8 protein-coding genes are annotated in these 11,139 nt (G+C 42.6%); all 8 read right to left on the reverse strand.

Features of this window, described 5'->3' with window-relative positions:
* Nucleotides 1–6: 6 nt before the first annotated feature.
* The 8 genes from ICN28_RS04875 to ICN28_RS04910 all read right to left on the reverse strand — a co-directional run bounded on the left by ICN28_RS04875 (nt 7) and on the right by ICN28_RS04910 (nt 10,951).
* Nucleotides 7–2,121: a DUF1302 family protein gene (locus ICN28_RS04875; protein WP_216286618.1), complete on the reverse strand. Its 2,115-nt coding sequence runs from the start codon at nt 2,119–2,121 to the stop codon at nt 7–9.
* A gap of 141 nt (nt 2,122–2,262) precedes the next feature.
* On the reverse strand, nt 2,263–4,644 hold the full coding sequence (locus ICN28_RS04880) for an MMPL family transporter (protein ID WP_216286619.1): 2,382 nt from the start codon (nt 4,642–4,644) through the stop codon (nt 2,263–2,265).
* 9 nt (nt 4,645–4,653) lie between these two features.
* On the reverse strand, nt 4,654–5,598 hold the full coding sequence (locus ICN28_RS04885; RefSeq protein WP_216286620.1) for a YCF48-related protein: 945 nt from the start codon (nt 5,596–5,598) through the stop codon (nt 4,654–4,656).
* A gap of 215 nt (nt 5,599–5,813) precedes the next feature.
* Nucleotides 5,814–6,869, reverse strand: a complete 1,056-nt coding sequence (dmpG, locus tag ICN28_RS04890) for a 4-hydroxy-2-oxovalerate aldolase (RefSeq protein WP_216286621.1) — start codon at nt 6,867–6,869, stop codon at nt 5,814–5,816.
* 2 nt (nt 6,870–6,871) lie between these two features.
* Nucleotides 6,872–7,801 carry an acetaldehyde dehydrogenase (acetylating) gene (locus ICN28_RS04895; RefSeq protein WP_216286622.1) on the reverse strand — a complete coding sequence of 310 codons (930 nt, stop codon included), beginning with the start codon at nt 7,799–7,801 and terminating at the stop codon, nt 6,872–6,874.
* A gap of 69 nt (nt 7,802–7,870) precedes the next feature.
* Nucleotides 7,871–8,674 carry a 2-oxo-3-hexenedioate decarboxylase gene (gene dmpH / locus ICN28_RS04900; RefSeq protein ID WP_216286623.1) on the reverse strand — a complete coding sequence of 268 codons (804 nt, stop codon included), beginning with the start codon at nt 8,672–8,674 and terminating at the stop codon, nt 7,871–7,873.
* 32 nt (nt 8,675–8,706) lie between these two features.
* Complete coding sequence (locus ICN28_RS04905) at nt 8,707–10,167, reverse strand: 2-hydroxymuconic semialdehyde dehydrogenase (protein ID WP_216286624.1); 1,461 nt, start codon at nt 10,165–10,167, stop codon at nt 8,707–8,709.
* 37 nt (nt 10,168–10,204) lie between these two features.
* Nucleotides 10,205–10,951 (reverse strand): FCD domain-containing protein, encoded by a 747-nt coding sequence (locus ICN28_RS04910; protein ID WP_216286626.1) that lies wholly within the window; start codon nt 10,949–10,951, stop codon nt 10,205–10,207.
* Between the last annotated feature and the right edge of the window lie 188 nt (nt 10,952–11,139).

Here is an 11,139-nt window from a genome sequence, read left to right on the forward strand (position 1 = left end):
CCTAAATTAAAACTTGTAACGCATTGTTGCGAAGATCTCGTTCTGACCAAACGCTGTACCAATCGGACCAGCACGGAAGCGGCCTAGAGGCTCTGAGTTGCTTAAGCCTGTTGTTTGACCAACGCCTTGACCAATTGATGTGTATGGGTCAAATGGGTTGGCATTTCTTGCATCATCAAACTGATGTTGCTGTTGGCTTGGGCCAAACTTGTAGTTTGCACCAAACTTGAACTTCAAGTTATCCGTTGCTGACCACTCAACTGCAGGAGCAGCTACGTTTGCACCAGCACGGAAGTCACGAGCAAAAATGATTTCTGGGCTCAAACGGTCGTTCATCAAGAAAGCCTTCATCAAGAGAGTTGCAATGACGTTGTCTTTCCAGTCAGGCATACCATATTGTCCATATAAACCTTGATACAGCTGATGATCGAAAATATGCTGATAGAACATTTGCCCTGAGAACAACACAGTTCGCTCTGTACTAATGAACGGAACGAATGTTGGACGGTCAAAACCAATCACAGAACGCCATACATTGTTTTTAGAGTACAACTCTGGACGAGAGGTATTAGCAAACTCTTCACCACTTGTATAAGCACCCTCTAAGCGCATTGCGGCACCAAGAGACTCAACTTGGAAGTCCATAGAACCGCCCAGCAAGTTAACACGAGGATAAACCACATCAAATGCAATCAAGTAAGGATTGCTTGCTTGATAAGCACCTGTAAACGCATTGGTTGCACCCTTGCCACCACGCAATGACGGCAACTGTGAACGATAGGTTAATGCGTTCAAAGAGAAACTCAAACCATCTTGGGTAACACCTTCAAACTTCATACCCAATTGTGTGTTGTCCAAACTCCAGTTAGGCAAATCTACGTTACGAATACCAATCACACCTGGGCCAAAGTTAGTTGCTAAACCACCGTAGCCTTGTCCAAGAGGACCCCCTGCACCCATTGTGCCCATTCCAGTTAATGGATTGTTACCTGTTGTAAAACCAGCAGCTGCAAAGTTAGCTACAGTACAACCGTTATCCCAACAGTTTGACATGGCGCGGAAGAAATTGCCGGCATCCAAAATGCTATTCGGTGTACCACCTTGACCTAAATTATTTGGACGGAATTTATCAAAGTTCCATACAACTGATAAGTTACGGTCTTGCATGGATTCACTGCCGCCCATGCGGTATTCCGCTTGAGCGATCCACATTGGAATACGGATATCTTGCAACTCGTCATAGATGTTATTACGAGAGTAATCAACTGGGTTGATCACATCAAGAACACGGAACAAGTCAGTACGACCCCAAACAACTTGTTGTTTACCAACTTTCAAGAAAGTACTTTGGCCAGCATCCATGCCAAATGTTTTTGTAACATAAGCTTCACGGATGAAGTCGAGACGATCATTGAACTCTGGCATGGCCAATTCAGATTTCTTCTTGTCGCCATAGCCACCAAAGTCTTTACAACCACGAGAATCATAATCACAAGGGCGAACTGGAACTGCTAAGCCAACACCACCAGTTTGATTAGAGTTATTCCAACCAGCACCAAGAATTTGAAGACCGGAATTTTGATTCCATGGTGCGTATGAAGTTCCTCCTGGTATTACACCATTATTTACAAAAGTATTGGTGGGTTGGGCTCCAGCGAGAGCCTGTGCCAGCGTTGAACCTATGCCGCCGCCATAAGGGACCATTGCAGTTGCGTATGGGCCTAAACCTGGAGCACCCAAAACATTTGTTAGTACATAGTCAGCGCCAGGTCCAGAGGCATTACCCATCTGAACAGCGCCACCAGCATTCTTACCGAATTCTTTATCGTTGATGTCATAAACACCATCATATGTGCCGCGCAAGATACCGCGGAATCTCCAACCGTCATTGAGGTTCTTTGACATCTCTGATTGAAGAGTATTACGGAATTTGGATACGCCAACGCTTTCACGTTTCGCTGTGTGATTCTCATAGAACAGGTCAGCCTGCCATGGATCACCACTTGTAATGCCCATATCTGGCAAATTTTGTGCAACAGCACTTGCGCTAGATACCACTAATACAGCAGCAAGGGCTATCGCCTTTGGCTGAATAGCTTTGCGCCATTTTTGGTTATTCATAAACTCTCTCCTTAACGAACTTGCTATCACTTTTAATCAAAAAAACCTGTACTTATTACCGTTAAAATACTGCATTCTCGAGATTTTTTATCTAGGAACTTTCCCGATTAGTAAAACCCCTAATAAAATCTCGAGATATTGTTAAGAATTCTGTAAGATTCCGTCCTGATCACGATGTGCACCTGTGATGAACTTCGGTTTAAATGCCATCACCCAAGCAGGTACCAAAAGTACTGCAGCAACAGCATTCAAGGCCAACATCACTGTTAATAGAAGTGCCGCGTCTGATTGGAAGCGAAGATCAGAGAAGATCACCCACATAATCACACCAGCAATCAACGTTGCAGCCGTAAAGCCCACTGCCAAACCAGTTGTGCTTAACGCACGTAAAACTGATTCACGAAGATCACGAGTCTCCTCGTACTCTTCACGGATACGGTCCATGATGTAAACGGCATAGTCGATACCAACCCCGACGCCCACAGCAATCACAGGAATCGTGTTCACGCTAATACCAATGTTCATGAAACCCATGTAACCGTAAGTCAAAATCGTTGCATACAACATTGGCAACACCATCAACCAACCGGCGTGAAGTGACTCGTAATAGAACATCACGAAAATGAAGGCCATGATCATCACAACCGGCGTAATGATCATCGTATCAACGAAGTTCTCTTCGTCGATCGCAGCGCTCACACCGATAATGCCGCCACCTAACAAAAGCTCAAAGTTTTCAACTGTGCCATTAATCTCTTTAACCAATTGCTTAGAGTTCGTCACAATGCGCTCAAGTGTTGTTGCTTGGTGATCTTTATAGAAGAATGCTAAAACAGCATCGGTACCTTGTGGGTTCATAAACTCTTTCATAGCACCTGGAATCGGGCTAGAGAGTTCATAAGCGGACATCAAACCTGCCACCTCAATTTGAGTATCAGGAATTTGTGCCCAACGAGGATCACCACTGTGTGTCAACATATTGACCTGACGGATCAAACCAGGAATAGCTTTATAGCCACCCAACTCTGGATCTTTCACCATCATCTTGTCACCAAACTGCTCCATTGCATGAACCACTTCTGGACGTGAAATACCTTTCTCATCCTTCGTTCGAGCCACCACAAACAACTCCTCAGACCCTGGGAAATGTTCATTGATAGATTTAGCAGAAATGTTGTAATCGTGAGTACGATTCAAAATCGGAGAGCCTGGCTCTGATTCACCAAACTTCACTTGCGCTACGAAGAATGATGCAACCACCACAGCAAGGGCTGTACCAATCAAACCAATTTTAACGTTCAATGGATTCACCAATACTTTGGCAAAGTTATAGAGAACAGTTGTTGTGCCTGAACGATTGTTCTGAGTCTTCTTAGGAGCTGGCAAAACAGTCAAGAACAATGGCACCATAAAGTGAACCGTGAAGATCACTGAGAAACCCCAGAAACCAGCGTAATAACCTAACTTAATATTGATAGGCGCTGCACCCAATGCAATAACAAAAATACCAATCGCATCAATCGTGATCGCTAAAGAACCTGGTCTAAATAAAGCATCCAATGAATTACGAGCTGCTTTTTTACCGTCTTTAGTAATCTCTAATTCATAGTAATAACGCTCTACTAACTGAACACCATGAGAAGTTGCACGGGCAGCAATTAGGAATGGAATAGTCATTGAGAGTGGGTCAAGTGTGTAACCCAAAATCGTCATGAATCCCAAACCCCAAGCAGACGATAAACAAATACCCAATAAAGGCAATGCCACACCATAGAAGCGGCGGAAATAAACCACCAACAAAGCAAAAATTAATACAGATGTGTAAAGCAAAATCTGCAAAATCTGATTGAGGTATGTATAAACCCAACCTGTCAAAACTGGTAAACCAGTTGCATGAATTAGAGCGTGCTCTGTTGCGTACTTAGCACGTAACTCTGTTAATTCAGTGAATGTTTTTTGATAATCAATGTCACCACCCTCATTCATCTGGCCTCTAATGATGGCCGACTTGAGATCTGGTGAAACCATTAATCCATAAACCCTTGGGTTCGACATCACATCACGTCTCATTTGATCTAATTCAGCTTGAGATAATTTCTCAGCAGTAGGATCAAAATACAAAGTTGATCGGATGTTACCCGTCTCATCAAGAGTCACTTTACGAGTTAAACGGTGAGTCAAACTGCTAACCAAGTTATGGTTAACGCCTGACAAACTATCAACGCCTTGCGTCAAGTTCTCAATTAACTGCAAAGTCTCATTCGTAAAAATATCGCCTTCTTTAACTTCTACGCTAACAACAACAGCACTAGCGCCACCAAAGTCATCTTTGATCTCGTTGTGCAATTGAATGAAAGGATGACTTTGCGGCAACAAGTCTTCAAAGTCTGTGCCCATACGCACGTTAGGAATCAAGGATGCAAAACCTAAACTGATTGCAAAAATAATTCCAAGAACAATTTTAGGATTGGCAAATAGCCACTCTTCACCGGTGTGAAGGATATGAGTTAGTTTCTTTTTCACTTTTTATTCCTAGTTCTTTGCAGTTACTACTTTCCATGCGCCGTTACCGCCAGCAACAAGGAAGCTTCCTTGACCAATTGCCGCCACGCCTTTGAGATAAGGCGCCCCAAAATTTTCGATCTTCACTGGTGTCCACTGATTGCCGTTAAAGCTGAGCACAGTTCCACCTAAACCAACGCTGTAAACACGACCACCAACATTGACTAAGCCAAACTGAGATAAGCCTGTTGGATTTTTTGTTGCTGACCATGTGGCACCACCATCTTTGGTATGCATGATGATTCCGGTCAAACTAGTAACAAAACCTTCTTTAACTGAAGTAAATAAGGCTGTATAGGGGTAGAACTCTGGGCCAATAGAAAGTGTTGACCAAGTCTTACCGCCGTCAGAACTCTTTTTAAATGTGCCGTACTCACCAGTAACTACGGCATTTTGTGCATCAATAAACTGAATCGTATTGAACATTGAATCTTCATTATTGGTGTTCACACTCCATGAGCCACCGCGATTGCTACTGTTAGCAATGCTTGAATTGCTACCAACGACCCAATAAGTATTGGCTGGACCACAAGCAAGACCAAGAGGTCTCATTGAATCAGGCGTTACTTTAGATTCCCATGATTGGCCGTTGTCGGTAGATGTCCAAACCTTCTTATAAAAGTCGAGCGCAACAAAACTTCCATCTGAACAAGTTGCCACATCAATCAATGACACAATGCCTTTTAGGTCAACTCTAGTTGGCTTGCCACCATCATGAGGCACAACAGCAACGACATTCTTACCAACAATCACTGCAACCTTCTGATTCGAGGCCACACCTTGAAATTGGTCAACGCGAGTTGCTAAAGCTTCAGGCGTTACTGATACAGCTGTCGACTCAGATTTACTACAAGCTGTTAGCATGGCGCTAATCGCTAAAAGTACACCCGCACTCTTCAAATATTTAAAGTTCATAAAAATTCCGACTAAGTAAAGTAATCTCGAGATTATTTTTCTCTTGAATCAGCTTATGGGCAATGCGTACATACCCTAATCCGGCTGACTTTATTTTTTCTTAATCCTTATTTTTTAAGGATTTTTTCAGCTTAGTGTCAGAAAATTTTTGCAATAAAAAAGGAGTTCGTCATGAACTCCTTTTTCTTTAAGCTAGGTTTTTTAAAGTTTTAAGCTTAAACAGACTCTTCAAACTGAATACCGCGCTCTTTGGCCATGGTCATAGCCGTATCAAGAATCATATCTTCTTGACCACCAATCATCTTTTTACGGCCTAACTCAACCAAAATATCTCTGGCTGGCACACCAAAACGCTTACTTGCTCGCTCAGCATGCAATAGGAATGTGGAGTAAACACCAGCAAAGCCTAGTGTTAATGATGAACGATCTACACGCACCATATGATCCATCATTGGCGTGATGAGCTCTTCTGCAATGTCCATCAGCTTGAATAAATCACAACCGGTCTCAATACCCATGCGTTCACAAACTGCTGCAAACACTTCGAGCGGTGTGTTACCCGCACCAGCACCTAAGCCAGCTATCGAGCCATCGATACGTGTCGCACCTTCTTCAATAGCTGCGATTGAATTAGCAATACCCATACCCAGATTGTGATGACCATGGAAACCAATTTCTGTTTCTGGCTTTAACACTTGACGCAAAGCATGAACACGCGCTTTCACTTCATTAGGCAACATATAGCCAGCCGAGTCCGTGATGTAAACAGTTTGTGCACCATACGACTCCATTAACTTACCTTGCTGAGCCAAACCTTCAACGCTGTTCAAGTGAGCCATCATCAAGAAGCCGGTTGTATCCATCCCCAACTTACGTGCATAAGCAATATGCTGTGGTGAAGTATCCGCTTCCGTACAATGAGTTGCAATGTGAACGCTGCGCGCGCCACAATCATAAGCAGACTGTAACTCTCTCATCGTTCCCAAACCAGGAATCAACAAAACAGATACTTTTGCTTTTTTCATTTTTGATGCCACTGAAGAGATGTACTCTTCATTGGTATGCAATGCAAATCCATGTTGTAAAGAATTACCGCCCAAACCAGCACCGTGAGTCACTTGGATATAAGGAACACCCGCATCATCCATCGCGGTTGCCACACTAACCATTTGATCTACAGAAATTTGCTCACGCTTGGCATGCATGCCATCACGCAAACACATATCGTGAAGAATAACTTTTTTACCTTTAAGATGATTGTTATCAAACATAATTAAGCCTCCACTGCTTGAGTTGGTTTGATTGCTTTTAAAGTCACTTTGCCAGACATAATGTTCTGCGCAAAAAGTTCAGCAGTTCTAGTAGCTGCTGCAGTCATGATGTCGAGGTTGCCTGCATATTTAGGTAGGTAATCACCCAAGCCAGCCACTTCCATAAAGACAGAAACTTTTTTACCATCAAAAACAGGACCGTTCACTAACTTATAGCCTGGAACATACTTTTGCACTTCCTCAATCATGCGCAAAATAGACGCCTTGATTTCATCTTTCTTAGGCTCATCTTCTGTTAAACAGTAAATCGTATTGCGCATGATCATTGGAGGATCAGCTGGGTTAATGATGGCTAAAGCTTTACCTTTTACTGAACCACCCACTTTACAAACAGCATCTGATGTTGTGTAAGTAAATTCATCTAGATTGGCACGCGTTCCAGGGCCAATTGATTTAGATGCCAAACTCGCCACAATCTCAGCGTAAGGAACTGCTTGCACACGAGAAACCGCATGAACGATTGGAATAGTTGCCTGACCCGCACATGAAATCATATTCACGTTCATTTCACCACTGGCCGCATGTTGGTCTAAGTTAACTGTTGGGCAGCATAAAGGACCAATCGCCGCAGGCGTTAAGTCAATCATCAACACACCTAACTCATTCAACTTGCGTGAGTTTTCAGCATGCACATAAGCAGAGGTTGCATCAAATGCAATTTGGATGCCATCACTTAGTACATGAGGCAATAAACCATCCACACCTTCTGCTGTGGTTTTCAATCCCATATCACGAGCTCTTGCCAAACCTTCAGACTCAGGGTCGATACCCACCATCCAAACAGGTTCCAAAAACTCAGAACGTTTTAACTTATAAATAAGATCTGTACCAATATTTCCAGACCCTATTAATGCGCATTTAATCTTTGCCATCTTGATTCACCCTTTGTAGACCATCTATAGAACCAAACTCTAACTTTAAATGCCATTCTTATATGTCATTTAAACGACAAATGTCATAGATACATGGCCTAAATGCTGAAATTCTGCGGTAATGGCATCCCCCGCTTGAACTGGGATTGCCTCAGTAATACCACCGCTCATTACGAAACTTCCAGCAGGGAGCATTTCATCTTGTTCAGCCAAAATGTTGACCAACATCGCAATGGCTTCTGCAGGATGGCCTAAAACAGCAGAAGATTCGCCTGCAGCAACTTCTTGACCATTTTTTTTCATGACGACACCGACTTTAGTCAAATCAATATCTGAAGGATTCAATCTGACTTGACCTGTCACATATCTTGCGGAAGAACCGTTATCAGCAACAACACTGGCTAAATCAAATTTAAATCCAGAAAATCGAGAATCAATAATTTCAACAGCAGGTAAAACATAATCCGTTGCATCCAATACATCTTGTAACGTGCAATCAGGACCTTGAAGATCTTTCTTCGTCACAAATGCTACTTCACATTCAACCCGCGGATGAACCATCTCAGAAGTTTTAATGCCAACATTTTCTGTACGAGCCATCTTATCGGTTAAAAAACCAATGGATGGAACGTGCACACCCATTTGCTCCATCTTAGCTTTTGAAGTCAAGCCTGCCTTCCAACCTGCCAACTGATGACCTTTAGCTAAATAACGTTTTCTTAATTCCGCTTGCACCGCATAACCATCATTGATGGTCATTTTGGGATAGTCATCTGTCAACTTATGAATCGCATAAGCACCCTCTTGGGCACCTTCTACACGATCACATAAAATCTGGATATCGTCTTGATTAATGGTTAACTCTAAAGCCATTCAAATACCTTTTATAGTGATGGTGCGATGTATTAAAGCTTGATACAGATATTGCGAGTTTCGGTATAGAACTCAAGAGAGTGCACTCCACCTTCACGACCAATACCAGATTGTTTAGATCCACCAAATGCGGTTCTTAAATCTCTTAAGAACCAGCTATTGACCCATGTAATACCCACATCAATTTTGGCAGCGACTGTATGAGCTCTGGCCAAGTTTGTTGTCCAAATGGTGGTTGATAAACCATATTGGGTGTCATTGGCCAACTTGATCACTTCTTCATCTGTATCAAATGGGCGAATATGGCAGCATGGTCCAAAAATTTCTTCTTGAACAACCGATGCGGTTTCAGGTAAACCTGTCCAGATAGTCGGTTGAATCCAGTGCCCATTTTTTAAGTCATCCGGCATAGTGGGCACGCCACCACCTGTAACAACCGTAGCACCCTCATCAACAGCTTTCTTGTAATAAGACATGACTTTTTGTTTGTGTTCAGCCGAAATCAATGGACCGTAATCTGACCCATGATCTTCCGGACGTCCATATTTAACAGCCTCAGCTTTAGCTTTAAGTGCCGCAACAAATTTATCAAAAATTGGACGCTCTACATAAACGCGCTCTGTGCCCAAACAAACCTGTCCTGAGTTCAAAAATGCTGAACGGAAAATTCCGTTCACCGCTTCATCAAAGTTCGCATCAGCAAATACCACGCCCGCGTTCTTGCCACCTAGCTCAAACGAAATATCGCGCATACCTTCTGCTGCCGCTTTCATAATCGCCGTTCCTGTGCGCGTCTCACCTGTAAAAGTAATCGCATCAACCATTGGGTGCTGAGTTAAAAACTCACCAGCAGAATCAGGACCAAAGCCATTCACAACGTTAAAGACACCCTTAGGCATACCCACTGCATTCATCACCTCACCCAATAATGCTGTAGTCATTGGCGTTTCTTCAGATGGTTTTATAACGACAGTATTACCGCAAGCCAAAGCCGGACCAACTTTCCATGTCATTAATAAAAATGGTGCATTCCATGGCGAAATCACACCAACGACGCCTTTAGGGTTGCGAACAGCATAATTAACTGCACCACGACCATCGGGCGTTGACATCGTAAATGACTCCGTTGGGACGTTTTTAACAACATCAGCAAATACTTTAAAGTTAGCAGCGCCGCGTGGAATAAACACCTGACGCATCACATGGTTAGGCTGACCGGTGTCTGCCATTTCAGCAGCAACAAAATCTTCAAAGCGACGTGTAATCTCATCCGCAACGGCGTATAAGATTTCGACACGTTGATCAACGGTCATCCTTCCCCACTCACCATTCAATGCCTCGTGAGCAGCTTTGACTGCAGCATCCACATCACTCTGACTGGCTTCAGCAATTTGAGCAATCACTTGATTGTCAACGGGTGAGCGCTTGTCAAAAAATTTGTTATGACTTCCGACTACAAACTCGCCATTAATAAAGTTTTTAATTTGTTTCATTTTTTCCCTCGTGATTTTGTTTTTTTGATTTGTAGATTTATGCTATTTCTAAAGATTCTTTTCCAGAAAAAACATCTTCTGGTAACTTCTCAAATAGCTCATACGTAATACCGATGTGCTCTGCAAGGATGCTTGAACACAATGAAATATTTCTTTCTAATGCCGCATCTTTCAATGCTTCATGCTCTGCATGTAAATCGCGTTTTAAATTGGTCCCGTATTGGATACCTAGTGATCGGTATCTCTCGGATTGTTGGTACAAAATGCCAATAAATTGCAATAGCCATTTTGACTCGCATGCTGATACCAAAGCCGCATGAAATTCTGCGTTACGCTCTTCCCATAGTGAAAACTGGGCATTACGTTGCTCAATATCCTCCAGCGCTAATTTTCTTTCTGCGAGTGATAGGCGATGAAATGACGCCATGACATCTGCCTCCCACTTGTCATCGCCATTTTGGATCGATTGCTTAAGCGCCTGTAATTCCAACATAACGCGTAACTGGGTGATTTCTTTAAAGTCTTTGATTGACATCGGTGAAACAAAAAAACCTTTTTGTCCTTCTGCATAAACCAAGCTATCGGCAACCAAAAGTGCCAGAGCCTCTCTTAATGTTCCACCGCTGACCTGATAGATCTCTTTTAAATGCTCTACCTTGAGCTTGCTGGATGGCGTATAAATTCCTTTGATGATGTCACTTCTCAATGCAAGATAAGCGCCTTCAACCAATGTTTTTGGCACCAAATGATCTTCACCAAAAAATGCATTTGAAACTATTTTCATTTATGACCTTCTGCCAAACTTTGGCTATTCCTTATCAACATCGACTTCATTCTTGTATTAATGGATTTAGTTCACCAAATACAAGTTATTTATATTAAGATTGTACATAAATATCGAGATTTATAGTTAATATTGATAAAAATGGGTTCAATTTTTACTTGTAACGACTAAATCTTTGCGGAAATAAA

Source organism: Polynucleobacter sp. 30F-ANTBAC, assembly GCF_018882385.1.
In the GTDB taxonomy this organism is placed as follows: domain Bacteria; phylum Pseudomonadota; class Gammaproteobacteria; order Burkholderiales; family Burkholderiaceae; genus Polynucleobacter.

Bases quoted from the DNA above. Each gene is read 5' to 3' on its own strand.
- ICN28_RS04875 (WP_216286618.1), bottom strand. From the start codon at position 2,121: ATGAATAACCAAAAATGGCGCAAAGCTATTCAGCCAAAGGCGATAGCC.
- ICN28_RS04885 (WP_216286620.1), bottom strand. From the start codon at position 5,598: ATGAACTTTAAATATTTGAAGAGTGCGGGTGTACTTTTAGCGATTAGC.
- dmpG (WP_216286621.1), bottom strand. From the start codon at position 6,869: ATGTTTGATAACAATCATCTTAAAGGTAAAAAAGTTATTCTTCACGAT.
- ICN28_RS04895 (WP_216286622.1), bottom strand. From the start codon at position 7,801: ATGGCAAAGATTAAATGCGCATTAATAGGGTCTGGAAATATTGGTACA.
- dmpH (WP_216286623.1), bottom strand. From the start codon at position 8,674: ATGGCTTTAGAGTTAACCATTAATCAAGACGATATCCAGATTTTATGT.
- ICN28_RS04905 (WP_216286624.1), bottom strand. From the start codon at position 10,167: ATGAAACAAATTAAAAACTTTATTAATGGCGAGTTTGTAGTCGGAAGT.
- ICN28_RS04910 (WP_216286626.1), bottom strand. From the start codon at position 10,951: ATGAAAATAGTTTCAAATGCATTTTTTGGTGAAGATCATTTGGTGCCA.